We start from the raw sequence: 24,629 nt of genomic DNA, 5'->3' as shown, positions 1-24,629 counted from the left end.
GACCTTTGCGGCACGCGCGGGGTCTCAATGCGGGTGTCATTGCCCTGTAATACGGGCGGGGGGTTCGTCAGGCCGATTTCGAACGCTTACGATCCTCTGCGTGTCCAAACTGACCGACGTGCCCAAACGGATCCTGATCGGCCGGGCGCTACGCAGCGACCGCCTCGGGGAAACGCTCCTCCCCAAGCGGATCGCCCTTCCTGTGTTCGCTTCCGACCCCCTCTCCTCGGTGGCATATGCCCCTGGCGAGGTTCTGCTGGTCCTGTCGATCGCGGGCGTGTCGGCGTACCACTTCAGCCCCTGGATCGCCCTCGCGGTCGTCGTGCTGATGTTCACCGTGGTCGCCTCGTACCGCCAGAACGTGCACGCGTACCCCAGCGGCGGCGGTGACTACGAGGTCGCCAACACCAATCTCGGGCCGAAGGCCGGACTCACCGTCGCGAGCGCGCTGCTCGTCGACTACGTCCTGACCGTCGCCGTGTCGATCTCCTCCGGAGTCGAGAATCTCGGCTCCGCCGTGGATTTCGTCATCGAGCACAAGGTGCTCTCCGCGGTGATCATGATTCTGCTGCTCACGCTGATGAATCTGCGCGGTGTGAAGGAATCCGGGAAGCTCTTCGCCATTCCGACGTACGTGTTCGTCGGAGCCGTCTTCGTGATGATCGCCTGGGGCGCCTGGCGCGGTCTGGTCGCCGGCGACACCATGCAGGCTCCGACGGCCCACCTGGAGATCAAGGCCGAACACCAGGGGCTGGCCGGCTTCGCGCTGGTCTTCCTGCTGCTGCGGGCCTTCTCCTCCGGATGTGCCGCCCTGACCGGTGTCGAGGCGATCAGCAACGGCGTCCCCGCCTTCCGCAAGCCCAAGAGCAAGAACGCCGCCTCCACCCTCGCCCTCATGGGAGCCCTCGCGGTCACCATGTTCTGCGGGATCATCGGCCTGGCCATGGCCACCGACGTGAAGATGGCCGAGGCGCCCGCGACCAACCTCCTGGACAACGGCGTCCCCGTCGGCCCCGAGTTCGTCCAGCACCCGGTGATCTCCCAGGTGGCCGAGGCCGTCTTCGGCAACGGCAGCTTCCTGTTCATCGTGCTGGCCACCGCCACCGCGCTCGTGCTGTTCCTGGCCGCGAACACCGCGTACAACGGCTTCCCGCTGCTCGGCTCGATCCTCGCCCAGGACCGCTACCTGCCGCGCCAGCTGCACACCCGCGGTGACCGGCTCGCCTTCTCGAACGGCATCGTGCTGCTCGCGGGCGCGGCCATCCTGCTCGTGTGGATCTACGACGCCGACTCCACCAAGCTGATCCAGCTCTACATCGTCGGCGTGTTCGTCTCCTTCACGCTGAGCCAGATCGGCATGGTCCGGCACTGGAACCGCCACCTGCGGACCGAGAAGGACCAGGCCGCGCGGCGCCGGATGCACCGCTCCCGGGCGATCAACACCTTCGGCGCGATCTTCACGGGCCTGGTGCTCGTCGTGGTCCTCGCCACCAAGTTCACGCACGGCGCCTGGGTCGCCCTGCTGGGCATGGTGATCTTCTACGGCACGATGTCCGCGATCCGCAAGCACTACGACCGGGTCGCCACCGAGATCGCCGCCGCCGAGGGCCCCAGTGACGACAGCGTGCGGCCCTCGCGGGTCCACTCCATCGTCCTGGTCTCCAAGGTGCACAAGCCCACGCTGCGCGCCCTGGCCTTCGCCAAGCTGACCCGCTCGGACACCCTGGAAGCGCTCAGCATCAGCGTCGACCCGGTCGAGACGAAGGCGCTGAAGGACGAGTGGGAGCGGCGCGGGATCAACGTGCCGCTCAAGATCCTCGACTCCCCGTACCGCGAGATCACCCGCCCGGTGGTCGAGTACGTCAAGGGTCTGCGCAGCGAGAACCCGCGCGACGCCGTCAGCGTGTACATCCCGGAGTACGTCGTCGGCCGCTGGTACGAACACCTGCTGCACAACCAGAGCGCGCTGCGGCTCAAGGGCCGCCTGCTCTTCACCCCCGGCGTGATGGTCACCTCGGTGCCGTACCAGCTGGAGTCCTCGGAGCTCGCCAAGAGGCGGGCGAAGAAGCGGCAGGATTGGAACGCCCCGGGCGCGGTGCGCCGCGGACCGGTGGACACCCCGCGCCCGAAGGACCGCGCGGGCAAGTAGCGCCGCCCCGGTGTGGCGAACGGCCGGACGAGATCCACGTAAACTGGTGGGTCGGTCGTCCGGCCGTTCCCCTTTATGTTTTGGAGCCTCCCCACCATGACCGAGCAGAACGAGAAGCAGTCCTTGGTCGGGGAGGAGTACGAGGTCGAGGTCGGTCCCGTCGCGCACGGCGGCCACTGCATCGCCCGCACCGCCGACGGCCGCGTCCTCTTCGTCCGGCACACCCTCCCGGGGGAGAAGGTGATCGCCAAGGTCACCGAGGGCGAGTCGGACTCCCGCTTCCTGCGCGCCGACGCGATCACCGTCCTCGACGCCTCCAAGGACCGGGTCGAGGCCCCGTGCCCGTACGCCGGTCCCGGCAAGTGCGGCGGCTGCGACTGGCAGCACGCCAAGCCGGGCGCCCAGCGCCGGCTCAAGGGCGAGGTCGTCGCCGAGCAGCTGCTGCGGCTCGCCGGGCTCACCCCGGAGGAGGCCGGCTGGGACGGCACGGTCATGCCGGCCGAGGGCGACAAGCTGCCGGCCGGTCAGGTCCCGCAGTGGCGCACCCGCGTCCAGTTCGCGATCGACGAGGACGGCAACGCGGGCCTGCGCAAGCACCGCTCGCACGACATCGAGCCGGTCGACCACTGCATGATCGCGGCGCCGGGCGTCAGCGAGCTGGGCATCGAGAAGCAGGACTGGCCCCAGATGGCCACGGTCGAGGCGATCGCCGCGACCGGCTCCCAGGACCGCCAGGTCGTCCTGACCCCGCGCCCGGGCGGCCGCCTCCCGCTGGTCGAGCTCGACAAGCCGGTCTCGGTCCTGCGGGTCGAGGAGAAGGACGGCGGGGTCCACCGGGTCCACGGCCGCCCCTTCGTGCGCGAGCGCGCGGACGGCCGTACGTACCGCGTCGGCATGGGCGGCTTCTGGCAGGTCCACCCGCAGGCCGCCGACACCCTGATCAAGGCCGTCATGCAGGGCCTGATGCCGCGCAAGGGCGAGATGGCCCTCGACCTCTACTGCGGCGTCGGCATCTTCGCGGGCGCCCTCGCCGAACGCCTGGGCGAGACGGGCGCGGTGCTCGGCATCGAGTCCACGAAGCGCGCGGTCGAGGACGCCCGGCACAACCTGGCGGACTTCCCCCGGGTCCGCATCGAGCAGGGCAAGGTCGAGCAGATCCTCCCGAAGACCGGCATCACGGAATGCGACCTGGTCGTCCTGGACCCGCCGCGCGCGGGCGCGGGCAAGCAGACGGTCCGCCACATCGCGGGCCTCTCCGCCCGCCGCATCGCGTACGTGGCCTGCGACCCGGCGGCCCTGGCCCGCGACCTCGGCTACTTCAAGGAGGCCGGCTACAAGCCCCGCACCCTCCGCGTCTTCGACCTCTTCCCGATGACGCACCACATGGAGTGCGTCGCCATCCTGGAGCCGATCGCGAAGGCCACCTGACCTGCGGTTTTGTGCTGGTCGCTGTCCGCTTCACCTGTTTCCGCCCGTCCAACAGGTGAAGCGCGTGACTGTTCGGCTATCCGCGCCTGACCTGCAGTTCCGGTTGGACCATCTTGGTCTCCGCTCGCGTCGTCCGGGCGCGGCTCAGGTTGCTGACGCCCAGGCTGACACCGTTCCGATGACCTCTTGCGGTCGCGGTGGGTCAGTCGGACCTGGAGGCAGGACAGGGCGACGGGGCGATGCCGGCGCAGGGCGGCCCGCGCAGCGGGCCGGGGCGACGCCGAGTCCTTCGTCGGCGCCGCCCCGGCCCATCTCCAAGCACCACGTGTGTCTTCACGGTCGCCGGCTGACCGGGTCGGCGGCTGCCGCCCCGGTCAGCCGGCCCCGCCCCGGCCCGTGGATCCCGGAGCGGTGACCGGCGTTCGGTCAGGGAAGGAGCGGGAGGAGGACGGGTGTCAGCGGCGCCGTCACGGAGGACGAGGCGTAGCAGCTCGTCCCCGCGAAGGACGCGGTGTAGCTCGTCGCCGTGATCACCGTGCTGGGAACCGGCAGCATCGGCGGTGCCAGTGTCGCCACCCCGCTGGCGTTGGTGAGCGCGGTCCCGAGGGCGATGGGCCCGAGCGGCGTGTTCGCCTTGAAGGTGACCAGTTGTCCCGGGAGCGGAGCGGCGCTGGAGGTGACCTTGAGCGTAGCGCTCATCGACGGGATGACGAATGTGCCGTTCGTCCGCAGGCGGATCTGCGCCGGGGCCGCCGTCAGCGTCGTGGGAGCCGGGTTCACGGTCAGGTTCGCCGCCGCGGCGGAGGGACTGTGGCAGGGGCCTCCGTTGTAGACGGCGGTCACCATGCCACTGGTGCCCGCGGTGGTGGTGACGCAGGCCGTGCCGCTCGCGTTGAGCGCCACGGTCTGGCTGAAGCCGCCGGGACCGGTGAAGGTGACCGTCCCTGTGGGAGTGCCGCTGCCCGGTGCGTTGGTCGTGACTGTGGCGCAGAACGTCACCGGCCTGCCGCAGACCGCGGGGTTGGGGGTGATGGTGAGCGCGGTCGTGGTCTGGGCATTGTTCACGGTCACGCCCGTCGTGCCCGTCGACGGCTTGAAGCATCCGTTGCCGTTGTAGACGGCCGTGACCGTGCCGTTGGTGAGACTGCTGGTGGTGACGCATGCCTTGCCGCTGGCGTTCAGTGGCACCGTGGTGTTCAGTCCGCCGGGGCCGGTGAAGGTGACGGTTCCGGTGGGGGTGCCGCTGCCGGGTGCGACTGCGGTGACGGTGGCGCAGACGGTCACGGTCTGGCCGCATACCGAGGGGTTGGGGGTTACCGATACGGCGGTGGTGCTGGCTGCCTGGTTGACCGTCACCGGCGCGGTGCCGGTCGACGCGGAGAAGCATCCGTCGCCGTTGTAGACGGCCGTGACCGTGCCGTTGGCGAGGCTGTTGGTGGTGACGCATGCCGTGCCGCCGGCGTTCAGTGGCACCGTGGTGTTCAGTCCGGCCCCGGTGAAGGTGACCGTCCCTGTGGGGGTGCCGCTGCCGGGTGCCACTGGGGTGACGGTGGCGCAGACGGTCACGGTCTGGCCGCATACCGAGGGGTTGGGGGTTACCGATACGGCGGTGGTGCTGGCTGCCTGGTTGACCGTCACCGGCGCGGTGCCGGTCGACGCGGAGAAGCATCCGTCGCCGTTGTAGACGGCCGTGACCGTGCCGCTGGCGAGGCTGTTGGTGGTGACGCATGCCGTGCCACTGGCGTTCAGTGGCACCGTGGTGTTCAGTCCGCCGGGGCCGGTGAAGGTGACGGTTCCGGTGGGGGTGCCGCTGGGCAGCCCAGCGCGTCCATGGCCTGCTCCAGCTGGGCGTCCAGGTCCCACGCGTTGGCGTGGTCCAGGTCCTCCTGCAGCTTGCCCATCTCGTCGAGGAGGGCGTCCGAGTAGTCCGTCGCCATCAGCTCGGCGACCTCGTTGTACCGCTTGACCTTCTTCATGGTCTCGGCCGCGCCGTCCTGGACGTTCTCCAGGACCGTCTTCGACTCGTCGAGCCGGGGCTCCTGCATGAGGATGCCGACGGTGAAGCCGGAGGTGATGTAGGCCTCGCCGTTGGAGGGCTGCTCCAGGCCCGCCATGATCTTCAGAACGGTGGACTTGCCGGCGCCGTTCGGGCCGACCACACCGATCTTCGCTCCCGGGAGAAAGGAAAGCGTCGCGTTGTCAAGAATTACCTTGTCGCCGTGCGCCTTACGGACGTTGCGCATTGCGTAAATCAACTCTGCCATGGTGCAAGCCTATTGGATGAGTGCGGCCGGCCTTTCGAGGAGCCGACCGGCGATGGAATTCAGCCAGTCGCGTCGTCCGGTTTTCGCACCCCCGGAGGGGAATGCGGCCTCACCCCGTGCGCAGCGCCCAGCTGTCGCTGACGACGGCGTCCGACGCGCTGCCGGGCAGGGCGATGAGTTCGGGCTTGAAGAGCGGGGCCGAATCCATGGCGGGTTCCCACGTGGCCAGTTCGTCGTCCTGCGGCACCTCGACCCGACGGCCCTGCGCGAGGTCGTTCACCACGCGCAGCAGCAAGTGCACCCCGAGCGGGGCCAGATGCTCGCGCCACAGGCTCCGGGCCGTCGACCCGCGGGGGACCAGGACGTGTTCCTGGGCCGCGATCGGGCCGCCGTCGGTGCGCTCCGTCAGGTGGTAGACGGTTCCGCCGGCCGCTTTGTCACCGTCCCGGATGGTCCAGCGGATGGCGTCCCGGCCGCGGTGCAGGGGCAGCAGGCTGGGGTGGTAGCCGATGGCCGCAACCTTGGCCCGGGCGCGCGTCTCGCGGCCGATGAACGCGTGGGAATGGGCGGCGAGGATGATGTCCACCGAGTCGGGCAGGTGGCGGGCCCGCAGCGTCTTGGAGTCCGTCCACGGAACGTCCCGCGGAAAGGCCCACGAGCGGAGCCGGTCCCATGAAAGGGCGCTGCTCTCGTCGGAGTGGCCGTCGCGGAGCGCCGGAGAGGCCACGCCGACCACGTGGTGGCCGGCGTCCACGAGGGCCTCCGCCACCTCCACCGCGAAGAATCCGCGTCCTGATATGTAAATGTTCACTCGTTCCCCTAAGCGCGCGGTGCCGAAGGTGGCAGAACTGAAAAATCATCGTCGCCGATGGTCGGAAAAGAACTTCACTATCTCGGAATTGACCGCTTCGGGTCGCTCCAGGTAACCGAGATGTCCGCTGTCCGCCACCTCCACGTACTGGCTGCCCGCAATGACGTCGGCCACCTCCCGTCCGAGGTGGGGCGGGCAGATGACGTCGTCGCGGAAGGACATCACCAGGGTGGGGGTCCGGATCCCCGCGTATGCGGAGCGGCGGTCCGGGATCCTGTCCAAGGCCAATTGGGCCCGTGCGCCCGGGTGGTACTGCGGTGACATCTCGAAGAGGTCCAGCCAGTCCCGTACCAGGGCGTCGTCGTTCTGCGTGCGGGGCGAGAGGTTCTGCAGGACGCGGCTGACGGCCTCTTGTCCCGACGGCCGGCCGGCCGCGTCGCACGCGGCGAGATCGGCCTCCGACATCGCCGCCCGCAGCACGTCGGTACGACCGCGCGTGGCCATCAGAACGGCCTGGTCCACCAATTCGGGACGGATGACGAGGAGTTCCTGTGCGATGAACGCCCCGAGTGACACCCCGACGATACGGCACGGTGCCAGACCCAGCTTTTCGATGAGCGCGACGGTGTCCCCGACCATATCGTCGAGAGTGAAGCGGTCCGGCGTCGAAGAGGGCGATATGCCGCGGTTGTCGAAGGTGATGGTCCGATATCCGGCCCGGTGCAGCGCCGGAACCTGATGGAGGTTCCACACGTGCCCGCGGCCACCCGTTCCCATCACCAACAGGACGGGATCTCCGGATCCGGATTCCGTGTAGCTGAGATCAATTCCATTGGCGGATATTACAGCCATTCGATCCTCGTGTGATCCGGTGGGTGCGTGTCGGGTACCGGGTCAGTTCCAACCCGTGACGTGCCTCACCCGACCGGCTGTTGCAGGAGTGGTGGACCTGCCGACGGGGATAAAGAGAAGCCTGTTCGGCGGCTTCTGTCAATTGCATTCGTCCACCGCCCCTCGTGCGAGCATCCGGTTGATTTGCCCCTTATGGCCCAATCGGTTCGCCCGACTTGCGTGTGATGTCGGATGTGGGCTGAGGATTAGTGACAGAGTGTTCGGCCATGCTGGCCTGATTGGATGCATCAGGTTAGATTCTGGATGATCTTCCGCGGTGGGTGTTTTCCCGGTAATGCGGTACCCCATCCGCCGGCTCGTTCTCGGCCAAAAGGTCAATCATCCGTCCAATAAGGGGTTGGGGCATTGCCGTCTCCTGTCGGCTATCCGTTCGGTTCGGCGTTCACGGACCACATGGTCGTGGCGAACTGGCGCGAGGGGAGTGGTTGGGAAAGCCCTGAACTGCTGCCCCACGCAGCCATACCCATGAGTCCGGCGATGGTCGGTCTCCACTACGGTCAGGTCATCTTCGAGGGGCTCAAGGCATTCCGTCGCGCCGACGGTCGAATGGCCGTGTTCCGCCCCGAGGACCACGCCCGACGTTTTCGTACGTCCGCGCGCCGCATGATGATGCCGGAGCTCCCCGACGCGGTCTTCCTCGAGGCACTCGACGAGCTGGTACGCCAGGACCAGGGCTCCGTTCCCGGTGATTCCTCGGCCACTCTCTACCTGCGTCCGGTCATGTTCGCCAGTGAGCCGGACCTGGCCGTGCGTCCGGCCCGCGAGTACCGGTTCCTCCTCATCGCCTTCGTCACCGACGCGCTCTTCGGCCGCGAGCCGAGGCCGTTGAAGGTCTGGGTGAACGAGGACCACCCCCGCGCCGCCGTCGGCGGAACCGGCAGCGTCAAGTGCGCCGGCAATTACGCGGGGGCCCTGCGTGCCCAGGCGGTGGCTCAGGACAACGGATGCGATCAGGTGGTGTGGCTGGACCCGGCCGAGCTGCGCTGGGTCGAGGAACTGGGCGCCACGAACCTCTTCTTCGTCCGGACGTCGGGCCGGTCGCACGAACTGGTCACCCCGCCGCTGTCGGGAAGCCTGCTGCCCGGAGTGACCCGGGACTCCCTGACCGTCCTGGCCGGGGAGATGGGACTGAAGGTCCTGGAAGACCGCGTGTCGGTCGGCGAATGGCAGGACGACTGCCGGAGCGGACGGATCACGGAAGTCTTCGCCTCCGGCACCGCCGCGGGCGTCCGGGCCGTCGGGCAGGTCCGCACGGCCGGCGCCTCCTGGCAGATCGCGGACGGGTCCGTCGGCCCGGTCACCGCCGCGCTGTCCGAGGCGCTCCAGGGAATCCAGTACGGCCGCCGGCCGGATTCCCACCGGTGGATGCACCTCGTCGACTGACTCCCCCGCGTTTCGCGGGCTCCACCTCTTCTGTCCCTTAGCTGATCTCACGTACGACCGGAAGGCGCTGTACCGTGTCTGCCCCCGTGGACGGCCACTGGCCGTTGTCCGCTGCCCAGTCCGGCATGTGGTTCGCCCAGCAGCTGGATCCCGACAATCCCATCTTCACGTGGGGCGAGTACCTCGACATCCGGGGCGAACTCGACACGGAACTCTTCGAGACGGCGCTGCGGACCGTCATCGGGGAGGCGGAGACGATGCGGGCGCGCGTGGTCACCGGCTCCGGGGCGGTGGGACAGGCCGTCCGGCCCGACTCCGGCTGGCGGCTGCGGCACGTCGACGTCAGCGACGAGCCCGACCCCGCGCTCGCGGCGGAGCGGTGGATGCGCGCGGACCTCGCCCGCCCCATGGACCTCGAACGTGAAGCCGCCTTCACCCAGGTCCTGTTCAGGGCGGCGCCCGACCGGGTCCTGTGGTACCAGCGCATCCACCACGTGATGATCGACGGCTTCGGCCTCTCCCTGATCGTGCGGCGCGTCGCGCAGGTGTACACCGCCCTGGTCGCCGGAACCCCCCACGAGGACGGGGCGTTCGGCTCGCTGCGGCTGCTGCTCGACGAGGACAGCGACTACCGCGGCTCCGCGGAGCACGAGGCGGACCGGGAATACTGGCTGGAGCGCGTGGGCGACCTGCCCGAGGTCCCGGTGCTGGCCGAGGGGCCGGCGGTCACCGCGGCGACGTTCATCAGGCGCAGCGTGCACCTGGACGCGGCCGCCGTGGACGCCCTGGGCGAGGCGGCGCGCGGGATCGGCGCGAGCTGGCCGCGGCTGGTGATCGCGGCGACGGCGGCGTACATGCACCGGGTGACCGGGGCGACCGACGTCGTCCTCGGGCTGCCCGTGACCGGACGGGTGAGCGACACCGAGCGCGCCGTCCCCGGCATGGCCTCGAACATCATGCCGTTCCGGCTGACGGTACGTCCGCAGGACACCGTCGCCGAGCTGGTCGCGGAGGTGTCCCGGGAAGTCCGCCGGGTGATGGCCCATCAGCGCTACCGCTACGAGGACCTCCGGCGCGACCTCAAGCAGGTCGGCGACGGACGACGGCTGTTCGGCACGATCGTCAACGTGATGCGGTTCGGCTACGACCTCCGCTTCGGCGACTGCACGTCGGTCGCGCACAACCTCTCCACCGGGCCCGTCCCCGACCTCTCCGTGGTGGTCCACGACCGGATGGACGGCCGGGGCATACGCATCGACTTCGACGCCAACCCGGACATGTACACGGCCGAGGAGGTCGAGACCCACCGGCGCCGCTTCCTCGCCGTGCTGCACGCCATGGCGGCCGACCCGGGCGGCCGGGTCGGCCGCCTCGACCTCCTCGACGAGCGGGAACGCGAGCAGGTCCTGGTCGCCGACAACGCGACGGCCCGCGAGACGGCGGGCCGGGCCCGGACCATCGTCGACCGGTTCGCCCACTTCGTGGCCGAGCGGCCGGACGCGCCGGCGCTGCGCTCGCCGGAGGAGCGGCTCAGCTACCGCGAGCTGGACGCGCGCGCCAACCGCCTGGCACGGCAGCTCCTGACGATGGGAGTGGGTGCCGAGACGCCCGTCGCGGTGCTCATGGAGCGCTCCGTCGACCTGGTCGTCGCCACGCTCGCCGTCCTCAAGGCCGGCGGCACGTACGTCCCCATCCACCCGAGCTACCCGGCCGCCCGCCGGGAAGTCATCATGGCGGAGACCGCGGCCCCGGTCCTGCTCACCGACCGCGCCCTGCGCGACGACCGCTTCACTCACGAGGCGACCGTCCTCGTCGTGGACGAGCGGCACCGGTGGGCCGGGATGGACGCGACCGACCCCGGCGTCCCGGTCCACCCCGACCAGCTGGCCTGCGTGATGTACACGTCCGGCTCCACCGGCCGGCCCAAGGGCGCCGCGATCACCCACCTCGACGTGGCCGAGCTCTCCCACGACGGCTGGTGGGAGACGGGCGCCACCGCACGCGTCCTGCTGCACTCGCCGCACGCCTGGGACGCCTACACCCTCGAAGCCTGGGTGCCGCTGCTCACGGGCGGCGAGGTCGTCCTGGCGCCGGCCGGGGACCTCGACCTGCCCACCCTGCGCACGCTCGTCGTCGACGAGGGGATCACCGCGCTCTGGCTCACCGCCGGCCTCTTCCACCTGCTGGTGGAGCAGAGCCCGGAATGCTTCCGCGACGTCCTGGAGGTGTGGACCGGCGGAGACGTCGTCTCGCCCGCGGCGGTGCGGGCCGCCCTGGCCGAAAACCCGAAGCTGACGGTCGTCAACGGCTACGGCCCCACCGAGACCACGGTCTTCGCCACGCGCAACCCGATCTCCGCGGGCGAGGTGCTCGGCGCGGCGGTTCCCATCGGCCGGCCGCTGGACAACATGCGGCTCTACGTCCTCGACGGCGCGATGCTCCCCGTCCCCCCGGGAACCACCGGTGAGCTGTACGTGGCCGGGGCCGGCCTGGCGCGCGGCTACGCCGGGCGGGCCGGGCTGACCGCCGAGCGCTTCGTCGCCGACCCCTTCGGCCCGGCGGGCTCACGGATGTACCGCACCGGCGACCTCGTCCGCCGCTGCGAGGACGGCGAGCTGGAGTTCGTCGGCCGCTCCGACGACCAGGTCAAGCTGCGCGGGTTCCGCATCGAGCTGGCCGAGATCGAGGAGGCCCTGACCCGCCACCCCGGAGTGACCCGGGCCGCCGTCCTCGTACGGCGCTACCGGGCGGGCGACGACCGGCTGATCGCCTACGTGGTCCCGGCTGCGGGGCCCGAGGCACCCGACGAGGAGCGGCTGCGCGAGCACGCCGCCGCCATCCTGCCCGGGTACATGGTCCCGGCCGCCTTCGTGCTGCTGGACGGCCTGCCGCTCACGAGCCACGGCAAGCTCGACCGTGCGGCGCTGCCCAACCCGGAGTTCGGTGCCAAGAGCGCCGCGCGCGGCCCGTCCAACCCGCGTGAGGAGGCGCTGTGCGCGCTCTTCGCCGAGGAGCTGGGGCTGCCGTCCGTGGGGGTGGACGACAACTTCTTCGAGATGGGCGGCCATTCGCTCCTGGCGATCCGGCTCATCAACCGGATCCGTACGCAGCTGGGCGTCGAATTCACGCTGCGCACCTTCTTCGACAACCCCACCGTCGGGCAGCTCGCCGCGCCGGCCCACGAGACCGGCGGCGCCGACAGGCCCGCGCTCGTGGCCGGGCCCCGCCCCGAACACGTTCCGCTGTCCCACGCACAGAACCGCCTGTGGTTCCTCAACGAGGTGCAGGAGGCGGCGCCCGCCTACAACGTGCCCCTCGTCTTCCGGATCTCCGGCGCGCTCGACCTCACCGTCCTGCGTGCGGCCCTCGACGACCTCGTGGACCGCCACGAGGTGCTGCGCACGGTCTACCCGGTCCTGGCCGGGGCCCCGTACCAGCGGATCCTGGCGCCCGGCGAGACCCGCGTGGACGTGCGTCTCGTGGAGGGCGACGAGGCCGGCACGGGGAGCGGCGAGACGGCGGCCGCCGTACTCGCCGAAGCCGCCCGCGCCGCCTTCGACCTGACCGCCGGACTCCCGCTGCGCGCGACCGTCGTGCGCCTGGGCCCCTCCGAGCACGTCCTGTTGCTCCTCTTCCACCACATCGCCGCCGACGGCTGGTCGCTCGGTCCCATCGTCCGCGACGTGTCCGAGGCCTACACCGCCCGCACCGCGGGCCGCGCCCCGCAGTGGAGCGCACTTCCCGTGCAGTACGCCGACTACACCCTCTGGCAGCGGGCCGTCCTCGGTGACGTCGACGACCCGCAGAGCCCGGCGGCACGCCAGACCGACTTCTGGCGTCGCGAGCTCGAAGGACTCCCGCACGAACTGGCGCTGCCGAGCGACCGCGGGCGCCCCGCCCGGCCGACCCACGGTGTGGACACCGTCCCCCTGCGGCTGCCGGGCGAGCTCCACCAGGAGCTCGCCGCACTCGCCGCCCGGACCAACACCAGTGTCTTCATGGTGCTCCAGGCCGCGCTGGCCGCCCTCCTGACCAGGCTGGGCGCGGGTACGGACATACCGATCGGCACCCCGGTCGCCGGCCGCGGCGACGAGAACCTCCAGGACCTGGTCGGGTTCTTCGTCAACACCCTCGTACTGCGCACCGACACGTCCGGCCACCCGACCTTCGAGGAGCTGCTCGGCCGCGTCCGCGACAGCGCGCTCGAGGCCTACTCCCACCAGGACGTCCCGTTCGAGCACCTGGTCGAGGCCCTGAAGCCGCCGCGCGCCCTGGGCCGCCACCCGCTCTTCCAGGTCATGCTGGCGCTGCAGGGGAGCGAGGACGGCACGCTCTCCCTCCCCGGCGCGACGACCCGCTTCGAACCCATCGAGGCCCTGGCCGCGAAGTTCGACCTCCTCGTCAACCTCACCGAGCGGTACGGGGCCGACGGCACCGCGAACGGACTCGTCGGCGGTCTGGAATACAGCACCGACCTGTTCGAGCGCGCGACGGCCCGGTCCATCGCCGAGCGGTTCACCCGCCTCCTGCGGGCGGCCGTGACCGATCCCGCGCGCCGCGTCACGACCATCGACCTGCTGACCGACACCGAGCGCCGCCTCCTGGCGACGGAGCCGGACGGCCCGTCGCAGGCGCCCGGCCGCACCCTGCCGGAACTCTTCGAGGCGCAGGTCCGGCGGGCCCCCGAGGCCGTCGCGGTCTCCTTCGACGGGACCTCCGTGACGTACCGCGAGCTCAACGAGCGGGCGAACCGGCTGGCCAGGCTGCTGGTCGCGCGGGGCGCAGGCCCGGAGCGGGTCGTCGCGCTGCTCCTGCCGCGCTCGCCCGAGATGATCGTGGCGATCCTCGCGGTGCTGAAGTCCGGAGCCGCGTACCTGCCGATGGACCCCGACTACCCGGCCCAGAGGCTGGCCCTCATGGTGGGCGACGCCGCCCCGCTGTGCGCGGTGACGACCTCCGCGGTCTCGTGCGCCCTGCCGGACGGCACCCCGACGATCCTGCTGGACGACCGCGGCGTGATCGGCGAACTCGCCGCGCAGGCACCGCTCGACCTCGGGGACGCCCACCCGTCCGGTGCGCCCCGGCCGGGCAACGCCGCGTACATCATCTACACCTCCGGCTCCACGGGCACCCCCAAGGGGGTCGTGGTCCCGCACCACAACGTCGTCCGCCTCTTCGGGACCACCGAGGACTCGTTCCGGTTCGGCGCCGAGGACGTCTGGTCCCTGTGCCACTCCTACGCGTTCGACTTCTCCGTCTGGGAGATCTGGGGACCGCTCCTGCACGGCGGGCGCCTCGTCGTCATCCCGCGTGAGATCGTCCGATCACCCGCGGAGCTCCTCGCGCTGCTGGTCGAGGAGCGGGTCACGATCCTCAACCAGACCCCCTCGGCGTTCTACGAGCTGATGCGCAGCGATCGCGAGAACCCGCGGCTGGGCAGCCGGCTCGCCCTGCGCCGCGTCGTCTTCGGCGGGGAACAGCTGGACCTGGGACAGCTCGCGGACTGGTACGAACGCCATGCCGACGACGCCCCGGTCCTGGTCAACATGTACGGGATCACCGAGACCACCGTGCACGTCAGCCACCTCGCCCTCGGCCAGGACGCCGCGGCCGCCCCGCGCAGCCTCATCGGCGAGGGCCTGCCCGACCTCCGGGTGCGACTGCTCGACGAGGCCCTGCAGCCGCTGCCCGCCGGTGTCATCGGCGAGATGTACGTCAGCGGACCGGGAGTCTCCCGCGGCTACCTCAACAGGCCGGGCGTGACCTCCGAGCGCTTCGTCGCCGACCCGTTCGGCCCGCCCGGCTCCCGGATGTACCGGACCGGGGACCTGGCCCGGCTGCTCCCCGGCGGCGGATTCGAGTTCCTCGGTCGCGCCGACCACCAGATCCAGGTGCGCGGCTTCCGGATCGAGCCCGGCGAGATCGAGACGGCGCTCACCGAGCACCCGGCCGTCACCCGCGCGGCCGTCGTCCTGCGGGAGTTCGGCGAGGGCGACCGGCGCCTGGTCGCCTACGTCGTCGCCGACCGGGGCGAGGCCCCCGGCGCCGGCGAGCTGCGCCGGCACCTGGCCGGCAACCTGCCCGAGCACATGGTGCCCGCCGCCTTCGTGACCGTGGACGCCATGCCGATGACGGCCAACGGCAAACTGGACCAGGCGGCCCTGCCCCACCCCGCCCTCGGGGCGGGCGCCGAAGCCGATGACGCGGCCCCCCGCACCCACGAGGAAGAGGTGCTCCTCGGCCTCTTCCGCGACGTCCTCGGCGTCGGCGGGATCGGCATCCACGACGGCTTCTTCGAACTGGGCGGCCACTCCCTGCTGGTGACCCGCCTCGTCGGCCGCGTCCGGTCGGCCCTGGGCGTCGAGCTGCCCATGCGCGCCCTCTTCGAGACGCCGACGGTGGCCGCGCTGGCCACCCGCATCGCCGGTACGCCGCGGGCCCTGCCCGCCCTGCGCGCGGCCGAGCGCCCGGCGGTGCTGCCGCTCTCGTACGCCCAGCGGCGGCTGTGGGTCGTACAGAACCTCGAAGGCCCCAGCGCCACCTACAACATCTCCCTGGCGCTGCGCCTGTCCGGGGCCCTGGACGTCCCGGCGCTGCGCCGGGCGGTCCAGGACGTGATCGGCCGCCACGAGTCCCTGCGCACCGTCTTCCCGGCGCGCGACGGAGTGCCGTACCAGAAGGTGCTGCCCGCGACCGAGGTGCCGCCGGTCTTCCGGGTCGCGGACGTCGCGGCGGCCGACCTGCCGGCCGCTCTGACCGCCTCCGCGGGCCACGCCTTCGACCTCGCCGCCGAACCGCCGCTGCGCGTCGACGCGTTCCGCCTGGACGGCGACACCCATGTCCTGCACCTCGTGCTCCACCACATCGCGGGCGACGGCTGGTCCCTCGCACCCCTGGCCGACGACCTGGGCGCCGCGTACCGGGCACGGACCGCGGGGCAGGAGCCCGGCTGGACGCCGCCCGGCGCCCAGTACGCCGACTACGCGCTGTGGCAGCGCGAGGTGCTGGGCGAGGCGGAGGACGACTCCAGCCTCGCGGCCCGGCAGCTCGCCTTCTGGCGCGAGGCCCTGCGGGACCTGCCGGACCGGCTCGAACTGCCCACGGACCGGCCCCGGCCCGCGGTGGCGAGCCACCGCGGAGCCATGGTCGGCTTCGACCTGCCGCAGAGCCTGCACCGGTCTCTGCACGAGCTGGCACGGGCCCGGGGGACCAGTTTCTTCATGGTGCTCCAGGCCGGCCTGGCCGCCCTGCTCACCCGGCTGGGAGCCGGCACCGACCTGCCGATCGGCACCCCGGTCGCCGGGCGCGGTGACGAGGCGCTCGACGACGCGGTGGGCTTCTTCGTCAACACGCTGGTGCTGCGCACCGACACCTCGGGCGACCCCACCTTCACCGAGCTCCTGGACCGGGTCCGCGCGACGGACCTGGCGGCCTTCTCCCACCAGGAACTGCCCTTCGAACACCTGGTGGACGCCCTCAAGCCGGAGCGCTCGCTCTCGGTCCAGCCGCTCGTCCAGGTCGTGCTCGCGCTGCAGAACGTGCCCGCGTACGACCTCGACCTCCCCGGTGTCGCGGTCACGCGGGAACCGGTGGAGCTGGAAGTCGCCAAGTTCGACCTGTCCTTCGGCATGTCCGAGCGCCAGGACGACGCCGGGGAGCCCGCCGGCGTCACGGGCTTCGTCGAATTCAGCACGGACCTCTACGAGCGCTCCACCGTCGAACGGCTCGCCGAGCGCTGGGTACGGGTCCTGGAGGCCATGACGGCCGACCCCCTCGCCCGGCTGAGCCAGGCGCCCGTCCTCTCCCCGGCCGAGCGGGAGGAACTCCTGCGGCACGGGAACACCGGCACCCCGCCGGTCCCGCACGGCTGCGTGGGGGAGCTGTTCGAGCTCCAGGCCGCACGGACCCCCGCTGCCACGGCCGTCGTCTTCGAGGGCACCGAGCTCTCGTACGCCGAGGTCGAGGCCCGGGCCAACCGGATCGCCCACGCGCTGATCCGGCGAGGGGTCGGACCGGAGGCGATCGTGGCCCTGGCCCTGCCCCGGAGCACCGAGCTGGCCGTCGCCGTGCTCGGCGTGCTCAAGGCCGGCGCCGCCTACATGCTGATCGACCCGGAACACCCCGCGGACCGGATCGCCTTCATGCTGTCCGACGCCGACCCGGCCGTGATCCTGACCACGCGGGAGGCCGCCGCGCTGCTCGCGCCGGCCCCCGCCGCACGGATGCTGGTACTGGACGCGCACGAGGTCTCGGCGGAGCTGGCCGCGGGTCCCGGACACGCCCCGGCCCAGACCGACCGGGTGGCCCCGCTGACGACGGGCAACACCGCCTACGTCATCTACACCTCGGGCTCCACCGGGCGCCCCAAGGCGGTCCTCGTACCGCACGCGGGGATCCCGAACCTCGTGCGCGCCCTGAACGACGCGGCGGACGTCGGTCCCGGCAGCAGGTTCCTCCAGTTCGCCTCGCTGAGCTTCGACGCGTCGGTCATGGAGCTGTTCATGCCGCTGCTGTCGGGCGGCGCGGTGGTGCTCGCACCGGCCGCCCGGCTGGCGCCCGGCAGGCCGCTGGCGGAACTGGCCCGCGAGAGCGGCATCACCCACGCGCTCCTGCCGCCGTCGGCCCTCGCCGTCCTGCCCGAGGACGCCTTCGGGCCCGGGGCCACGATCTTCACCGGCGGCGAGGCGTGTCCGCCGGACGTCGTCCGCCGCTGGTCGGGCCGGGTACGCCTGCTCAACGCGTACGGGCCCACCGAGGCCACGGTCTGCTCCACGGTGAGCACCGCCCTGACCGAGGGCGGCACCCCGCCGATCGGCCGGCCCCTGCCCAACGTGCGGGCGTACGTGCTCGACGAGCACCTGCGCCTGGTGCCCGCCGGGGTGACGGGAGAGCTCTACGTCGGCGGCGCGGGCCCCGCCCGCGGCTACCTGAACCGTCCCGACCTGACGGCGGAGCGCTTCCTGCCCGATCCCTTCGGGGCGCCGGGAGAGCGCATGTACCGCACCGGCGACCTCGTCCGCTGGAGGGCGGACGGGCGGATGGACTACCTCGGCCGGGCCGACGGACAGGTCAAGATCCGGGGCTTCCGCATCGAGCTGGAGGAGGTGGCCGCCGCACTGTCGGACCATCCCGACGTCGCGCGGGCGGTCGCCGCGGTCCGCGAGGACCGGCCGGGCGACCGGCGCCTGGTGGCCTACGCGGGACCGGTGGACGGGAGCTCCCCCTCCGCGTCGGACCTGCGCAGCCACCTCGCGGGCCGGCTCCCGCACTACATGGTGCCCGCTGCCGTCGTACTCCTCGACGCCTTCCCGCTGGCCTCCAGCGGCAAGATCGACCGAGGCGCCCTGCCCGCCCCCGACTACGGCGCCCAGGCGGCCGGGCAGGCGCCGCGGACACCGCTCGAAGAGAGCCTGTGCGAGCTGTTCGCCGAGGTGCTGGGAGTGCCGTCGGTCGGCGTGCACAACGGCTTCTTCGACCTCGGCGGCGACAGCATCATGTCCATCCAGCTCGTCGGGCGGGCGCGCAGGGCCGGTCTGGAGATCACCCCGCGGGACGTGTTCCAGAACCCGACGGTCGCCGAACTGGCCTCCGTCGCACGCCCCCTGGAGTCCGCACCCGAGCGGGCCCCCGACATCGGCACGGGCGAGGTCGACCTGCTGCCCATCGTGCACTGGCTGCGCGAGCGGGGCGGCCCGGTCGACGGGTTCCACCAGTCGGTGGTGGTGAAGGTGCCCGCGGGCATCGACGAGGCCCGTCTCGTCCGTACGCTGCAGACCCTGCTCGACCACCACGACGCCCTGCGCCTGCGACTGGACCGTACGCAGCAGCGGTGGGCGCTCGAAGTGCCGCCGCCGGGCGCGGTGGACGCCGGCCGGTGCCTGACGCGCGTCGACGCCACGGGAGTACCCGCCGACGGGATGCGGGCCGCAATGGCCGCCGCGGGCGAGGCCGCCCGGTCCCGGCTGAGCCCGCAGGACGGCGTCATGCTCCAGGCCGTCTGGCTGGACGCCGGCCCGGATCGCTCCGGACGGCTGCAGCTGATGGTCCACCACCTCGCCGTGGACGGAGTCTCCTGGCGCATCCTGCTGCCCGACCTGGCCACCGCCGCCGCGGCCGCCGTGCGGGACCAGGAGCCCGGACTCCCCTCCGTCACCACCACACTGCGGACCTGGGCACGGACCCTGCGCGACGAGGCCCGCTCACCGCGGCGCCTGGCGGAACTGCCGCTGTGGACCGAGGTGCTCGCCACCGCCGACCCCGAGTTGGGGGAGCGTCCCCTGGACGCGCGGCTGGACACCCACGCCACGACCCGCAGCCTCACCCGGGTGCTGTCCGCGCAGAGCACCGAACCGCTGCTGACGACCCTGCCGTCGACCTTCCGGGGCACCGTCAACGACATCCTGCTCGCCGCCTTCACCCTCGCCGTCGCCCAGTGGCGGCGCACCACGGGGCGCAGCGCCAACAGCGCGGTCCTGATCGACCTGGAGGACCACGGACGGGAGCCCTTCACGGAGGGCACGGACCTGTCCCGCACCGTCGGCTGGTTCACCAACATGCACCCCGCGCGACTCGACCCCGGCGCCGTGGCCTGGAGCGAGGTGCTCGCCGGCGGCCCCGCGGTGGGCGCGGCGGTCAAGCGGATCAAGGAGCAGCTGAGGGCCCTGCCCGACCGTGGCATCGGCTACGGACTCCTGCGCCACCTCAACCCCGACACCGCGGGCCTGCCGGCCCTGGCCACCCGCCCGCAGATCGCCTTCAACTACCTCGGGCGGTTCAACGGCGCGGCGGACACCGACTGGGCGCCCGTCGCCGAGGACGGGGCGTACGGCGGCGGCACGGATGCCGCCGCCCCGGCGGCGCACGTGCTCGAACTCAACGCGCTCACCCGGGACGACGGCCAAGGCCCCCGTCTCACCTGCACCTGGTCGTGGCCCGACGGGCTGCTGACCGAGGCCGAGGTGCACGAACTGACCGAGCTGTGGGCCGCCGCACTGGACGGGCTCGCCGCACACGGCGCGGCCCCCGAAGCGGGCGGTCTGACGGCATCGGACCTCTCCCTGGTCTCTCTCGACCAGACCAACATCGACCTGCTTGAAGCCGTATGGAGGAATAGGAAGTGAAGCGTTCCGGGCTGGCCGACATCCTGCCGCTGACGTCGTTGCAGGAAGGCATGTACTTCCACTCCTCGTACGACACGGATGCACCCGACCTCTACAACACCCAGCTCGTCCTGGACCTCCAGGGCCCGCTGGACGCCCCCGCCCTGCGGGCCGGGGTGGAAGCCCTGCTGAGCCGGCACCCCAACCTGCGCGCGATGTTCTGGCACGAGGGGCTGGACCGCACCATGCAGGTCATCCCGCACGAGGTGGAGCTCCCCTGGCAGGAGAGCGACCTGAGCGCACTGACCGGGGACGCGCAGGACCGGGAGTTCGAGGACCTGCTGACGCGGGACCGGGACCGGCGCTTCGACCTCGGTGACGCGCCGCTGCTGCGCTGCACCCTGGTGCGCCTGGCGTCCGAGCGCCACCGCCTCGTCCTGACCAACCATCACATCCTGCTCGACGGCTGGTCCCTGCCGGTGCTCCTCGACGAGCTCTTCCGGCTGTACGCCGGCGGGACCCTGCCCCGGGCCGTCCCGTACAAGAACTACCTGGCCTGGCTCGCGGGCCGCGACCGCGAGCCCGCCCTCGCCGCCTGGCGCGAGGCCCTCGCCGGGTTCCAGGGGCCCACCCTGCTGGTCCCGGGCGACCACGAGCGGGCCACCGCCATGCCCCACACGGTCGAACTGGAGCTGTCCGAAGAGGTCTCCGCGGCGCTGGAGGCCACCGCCCGCCGCCACGGCCTGACCCTCAACACCCTCGTCCAGGCCGCCTGGGGGCTGCTGCTCGGCAGTCTCGCGGGCAGTGACGACGTGGTCTTCGGCACGACCGTCTCCGGCAGGCCGCCCGAGATCGACGGCATCGAGTCGATGGTCGGCCTCTTCATCAACACGGTCCCAGTGCGCCTCCCGTACCGGCGGACCGACTCCCTGCTGGACACCTGCAGGGCCCTCCAGGACCGCCAGGCCCGCCTGATGGAGCACCAGCACGTCGGCCTGGCCGACATCCAGCGGCAGGCGGGCGCGGGGGAACTGTTCGACACGCTCCTGGTCTTCGAGAACTACCCCTTCGCACCGGACGCCCTGCCGGCCGCCGGCGCACTGCGGGTGACCCGGGCCAAGAGCTACGACGCCACCCACTACCCGCTCACCGTGGCGGCCATGCCCGGCCCGCGCCTGCGCTTCCGCCTGGACCACCGGCCAGACCTGCTCGACCGGGAGGCCGTCACCGAGATCGCGGACCGCCTGCGCCGGCTGCTCGTCACGATGACGCAGAACCTGCTGGCGCCGGTCGAGGAGGCCGAGGCGCTCACGCCGCCGCCGTCCCCGGAGTCCTCGCAGCCGGGCACCGGCGCCTCCACGGCCCTGCCCGAGCACGATCTGGCGGCGCTGTTCGAGGCGCAGGCCCGGCGGACACCCGCGGCCGTGGCCGTGGTGTCCGGGGAGGTCCGGCTCACGTACACGGAGCTGAACGCCCTCGCCAACCGGCTGGCGCGTCGCCTCGTCGCCGAAGGCGTCGGTCCGGAGAGCTGCGTGCCGCTGCTGGCGGACCGCTCGCCCGACCTCGTCGTGGCGATCCTGGCCGTCCTCAAGGCCGGCGGCGCGTACGTCCCGTTGCACGCGGACGCGCCGAAGAGCCGGTGGCAGAGCGTGGCCGCCGAAACCGGCGCCCGGGTCGTCCTGACCGACCGGGCCGGCCGGGGGCGCGAGTGCGGACCCGGGCTCCGCGAGATCGTCATCGGCGACCGGTCGCACGAGGGGCCCTCCGCGGACCTCGGCCTGCCGGCCGCCCCCGACCGGCTGGCGTACGTCATGTACACCTCGGGCTCCACCGGCGAGCCCAAGGGAGTGGCCGCCACGCACCGCGACGTGGTCAGCCTGGCGTACGACCGCTCCTGGGAGGCCACCGGGCCCGCCCGGACCCTGGTCTACGCACCGCACGCCTTCGACGCCTCCACCGCGGAGCTGTGGGTGCCGCTGCTCTTCGGCGGCCGGCTCGTGGTGGCCCCGGCGGGCGACCTCGACATCGACGCCCTGGCCCGGGTCATCGCCGACGAGCGGGTGGAGCGGGTGTGGCTCACCGCCGGCCTCTTCGACCTGGCCGCCGAGCAGCGGCCCCAACTCTTCGCCGGCGTACGGGAGGTCTGGACCGGCGGCGACGTCGTCCCCGCCGAGGCGGTGCGCCGCGTCCTCGACCACTGCCCGGGCACCGCCGTGGTCAACGGCTACGGGCCGACCGAGACGACGACGTTCGCCACCCACCACCGGATGGACACCGACACGCCGCCCGCGGCGTCGGTCCCGATCGGCCGTCCGCTCGACAACCACCAGGTCCACGTCCTGGACGAGCGGCTGCGACCCGTTCCCCGCGGAGCCGTCGGAGAGCTGTACGTCGCGGGTGAGGGCCTGGCCCGGGGTTACCTGGGGCGGACCGCGGCCACCTCCGAGCGGTTCCTGGCCAACCCCTTCGGGGCGCCGGGATCGCGGATGTACCGCACCGGCGACCTCGTTCGCTGGGGCACGGCAGGAGCGCTGGAGTTCGTCGGCCGCGCCGACGACCAGGTCAAGATCCGCGGCTTCCGCATCGAGCCGGGGGAGGTGCGCACCATCCTCGGCCGGCACCCCGCCGTCGGCCGCGCCGCCGTCGTCGTCCGCGAGGACCGGCCCGGCGACAAGCGTCTCACCGCCTACCTGGTCCCCGCCGACGGAGCGGTCCTCGACACCGAGGAGCTGCGCCGGCACGCGGCCGAGGCGCTCCCCGCGTACATGGTCCCGGTGGCGTTCGTCGTCCTCGACGAACTACCGCTGACCCGCAACGGCAAGGTCGACCGCGCCGCCCTGCCGCGCCCCGCGATCGAGCACGCCCCGGTAGGCCGACTGCACCGCACGCCCCGCGAGGAGGTGCTGTGCGCCCTCTTCACGGACGTCCTCGCGGTGCCGGGGGTCGGGGTCGCGGACAGCTTCTTCGACCTCGGCGGCGACAGCATCATGTCCATCCAGCTGGTCGGGCGGGCCCGCAAGGCAGGACTCGTCCTGAGCCCGCGCCAGGTGTTCGAGCTCAAGACCGTCGAGGCGCTGGCCGCCGCGGCCCGCGCCGTGGACACGGCCCCGGACACCGTGGCCGACGAGCCCGTCGGCGAGCTGCAGCCCACCCCGGTCATGGAATGGCTGCGCGGCCTCGGCGGGCCGATCGACGGGTTCCACCAGTCGATGACCCTCCAGGTACCCGCCGGACTCGACGGAGAACTGCTCCGCGACGCACTGCAGTTCCTGCTCGACCGGCACGACGCGCTGCGCATGAGGCTGCACCGCGGCCCCGATCGGTGGACGCTGCAGATCCCGCCGAAGGGCACGGTCCGGGCCGCCGACTGCCTCCACCGCGTCGACCTCGCCGCCGAAGGCGATGCCTGGCCCGGCCGGCACGCCGAAGCCGCCAGGGCCCGGCTCGCTCCGGAGGACGGCACGATGGTGCAGGCCGTCTGGTTCGACGCCGGACCGGAGCGTCCGGGGCGGCTGCTGCTCGTCGTCCACCACCTCGCGGTGGACGGAGTGTCCTGGCGGATCCTGGTGCCCGACCTGGCGCAGGCCGCGGCGGCCCTCGCGGCCGGCCGCAGGCCCGACACCGCCGGGGGCGCCACTTCCGTGCGCCGCTGGTCGCAGCTGCTCCGTCAGCAGGCGCAGGCGCCGACGCGGGAGGCGGAACTGCCCGTCTGGCGACGCGTACTCGGTGCCTCGGAGCCCTTGCTGACCGACCGTCCGCTCGACCCGGCCCGGGACACCGCGGGCACCGTGCGCTACGTCCGCCGCGAGCTCCCGGCCGGCACCACCGAGAAGCTGCTGACCACCGTGCCCGCGGCCGTCAACGGCGGTGTCGACGACGTCCTGCTCACGGGCCTCGCGCTCGCCACCGCCGACTGGCGCCGCCGCCGCGGCGCGGGCGAGGACACCGCCGTGCTCGTCGACGTCGAGGGCCACGGCCGGGAGGAGCTGGGCGAAGGCGTCGACCTCTCCCGGACCGTCGGCTGGTTCACCAGCATCCACCCGGTGCGTCTGGACCCCAAGGTGTCGAACTGGCGCACCAGCCCCTCCCTCCTCCAGGGCCTCAAGCGGGTCAAGGAGCAGCGCCGGGCACTGCCCGACCACGGCATCGGCTTCGGACTCCTGCGCCACCTCAACCCCCGCACGGCGGCGGAACTCGAAACGCAGGCCCCACCGCAGATCGGCTTCAACTACCTGGGCCGGTTCTCGGCCCCGACGGCCGGCGACTGGGCCCCCGCCCCGGCCGAGGACCTGCTCGGCAGCGGCTCGGACGACGGGATGCCGGTACCCCACGCGCTGGAAGTCGCCATGCTCACCCGCGACGAGGCGGACGGCCCCCGCCTGGACATCAGCCTCATGTGGCCCGAGGCCCTCCTCCCCGAGAGCGCCGTGCACGAACTGGCCGACGCCCTCGTGGCCGTGCTCCGGGCGCTGCCCGAGCGCATCGACACCCTCCGGTCCGGCGGCCACACCCCGTCCGACCTGCCCCTGGTCTCGCTGAGCCAGGCCGACATCGACGATCTCGACTCAGAGTGGGAGCTGTAA

8 protein-coding genes and 1 pseudogene are annotated in these 24,629 nt (G+C 72.1%); 5 read left to right on the top strand and 4 right to left on the bottom strand.

What is annotated here, in order from left to right; translation table 11 throughout:
* Positions 1 to 100: 100 nt before the first annotated feature.
* Together K7B10_RS11945 and K7B10_RS11940 are read left to right on the top strand one after the other, a co-directional pair.
* Positions 101 to 2,149, top strand: a complete 2,049-nt coding sequence (locus tag K7B10_RS11945; protein WP_229336089.1) for an APC family permease — start codon at positions 101 to 103, stop codon at positions 2,147 to 2,149.
* Positions 2,150 to 2,245: 96 nt separating this feature from the next.
* On the top strand, positions 2,246 to 3,577 hold the full coding sequence (locus K7B10_RS11940; RefSeq protein WP_229336088.1) for a class I SAM-dependent RNA methyltransferase: 1,332 nt from the start codon (positions 2,246 to 2,248) through the stop codon (positions 3,575 to 3,577).
* A 426-nt stretch (positions 3,578 to 4,003) separates the two neighbouring features.
* Here the strand turns inward: K7B10_RS11940 and K7B10_RS11935 are convergent, their stop codons facing one another.
* The 4 genes and pseudogenes from K7B10_RS11935 to K7B10_RS11920 all read right to left on the bottom strand — a co-directional run bounded on the left by K7B10_RS11935 (position 4,004) and on the right by K7B10_RS11920 (position 7,504).
* Positions 4,004 to 5,332, bottom strand: a complete 1,329-nt coding sequence (locus K7B10_RS11935) for an Ig-like domain-containing protein (protein ID WP_229336087.1) — start codon at positions 5,330 to 5,332, stop codon at positions 4,004 to 4,006.
* A gap of 56 nt (positions 5,333 to 5,388) precedes the next feature.
* Positions 5,389 to 5,841, bottom strand: a pseudogene (locus tag K7B10_RS11930) (ATP-binding cassette domain-containing protein); the annotation flags it as partial.
* Between the two features lie 109 nt (positions 5,842 to 5,950).
* Complete coding sequence (locus tag K7B10_RS11925) at positions 5,951 to 6,652, bottom strand: formyltransferase family protein (protein WP_229336086.1); 702 nt, start codon at positions 6,650 to 6,652, stop codon at positions 5,951 to 5,953.
* Between the two features lie 45 nt (positions 6,653 to 6,697).
* The gene (locus K7B10_RS11920) at positions 6,698 to 7,504 is read right to left on the bottom strand and encodes an alpha/beta fold hydrolase (protein ID WP_229336085.1); all 807 of its coding nucleotides are present in this window, start codon (positions 7,502 to 7,504) and stop codon (positions 6,698 to 6,700) included.
* Between the two features lie 405 nt (positions 7,505 to 7,909).
* On the opposite strand from K7B10_RS11920, the gene K7B10_RS11915 reads away from it, so the two are divergent.
* From K7B10_RS11915 to K7B10_RS11905, 3 genes are all read left to right on the top strand, one after another.
* Positions 7,910 to 8,947 carry a branched-chain amino acid aminotransferase gene (locus K7B10_RS11915; protein WP_267501376.1) on the top strand — a complete coding sequence of 346 codons (1,038 nt, stop codon included), beginning with the start codon at positions 7,910 to 7,912 and terminating at the stop codon, positions 8,945 to 8,947.
* 74 nt (positions 8,948 to 9,021) lie between these two features.
* Positions 9,022 to 20,067: a non-ribosomal peptide synthetase gene (locus K7B10_RS11910; protein WP_229336084.1), complete on the top strand. Its 11,046-nt coding sequence runs from the start codon at positions 9,022 to 9,024 to the stop codon at positions 20,065 to 20,067.
* Positions 20,064 to 24,629, top strand: coding sequence for a non-ribosomal peptide synthetase (locus K7B10_RS11905; protein ID WP_229336083.1), 4,566 nt, complete (start codon positions 20,064 to 20,066; stop codon positions 24,627 to 24,629). Before K7B10_RS11910 ends, K7B10_RS11905 begins: the two co-directional genes overlap by 4 nt.

Source organism: Streptomyces flavotricini, from assembly GCF_020639365.1.
Lineage (GTDB): Bacteria > Actinomycetota > Actinomycetes > Streptomycetales > Streptomycetaceae > Streptomyces > Streptomyces flavotricini.
The sequence above is the reverse complement of the archived record's forward strand: the minus strand, read 5'-3'. Positions and strand labels throughout refer to the sequence as shown.

What these genes read in the sequence shown, in the direction of transcription:
- K7B10_RS11940 (WP_229336088.1), top strand. Translation starts at nt 2,246, where the DNA reads ATGACCGAGCAGAACGAGAAGCAGTCCTTGGTCGGGGAGGAGTACGAG.
- K7B10_RS11920 (WP_229336085.1), bottom strand. Translation starts at nt 7,504, where the DNA reads ATGGCTGTAATATCCGCCAATGGAATTGATCTCAGCTACACGGAATCC.